Raw genomic sequence first — 559 nt, forward strand, 5'->3', positions numbered from 1 at the left:
TGCCGAACTGCGCGAAGCCTTGCGATTGAACTTGCCGGACTATATGATTCCGGCGTATGTCGTGCAGTTGGAAGAACTGCCGATGACGAACAACGGCAAAATCGACCGCAAAGCGCTGCCGGCGCCGGAAGGGATGCTGCAGACGGGAACGGAGTATGCAGCGCCGCGCACAACGACGGAAGCGAAGCTGGCGCAGCTATGGCAAGAGGTGCTGGGGCTGGAGCGTGTCGGCATTCGCGATAACTTCTTTGACATCGGGGGGCATTCGCTCCGGGCAATGACGCTCGTATCGCGCATTCATCAGACGCTGGAGGCGGAGGTGCCGCTGCGGCAATTGTTCCTCTCGCCAACGATCGAAAGCTTGGCGGCTGCACTGGAGGAGGCGGAGGGGCGCGTCTTTGAAGCGCTTGTGCCCGCTCCGCTACAGGCGGCGTATCCTCTGTCGTCCGCGCAAAAACGGCTGTACGTGCTGCAGCAGCTGGAGGGCGCAGAGCTGAGCTACAATATGCCCGCTGCGCTGCGCCTGACGGGAACGCTGGATCGCCAGCGGCTGGAAGCT

At 62.3% G+C, this 559-nt stretch carries 1 protein-coding gene; it reads left to right on the forward strand.

What is annotated here, in order from left to right; all coding sequences use genetic code 11:
- Nucleotides 1–559 (forward strand): phosphopantetheine-binding protein (locus tag AZ66_RS29490; protein WP_044358237.1); only part of this gene is annotated, 559 nt, incomplete at both ends.

The sequence above is a fragment of the Paenibacillus sp. E194 genome (assembly GCF_000935845.1).
In the GTDB taxonomy this organism is placed as follows: domain Bacteria; phylum Bacillota; class Bacilli; order Paenibacillales; family Paenibacillaceae; genus Paenibacillus_B; species Paenibacillus_B alvei_B.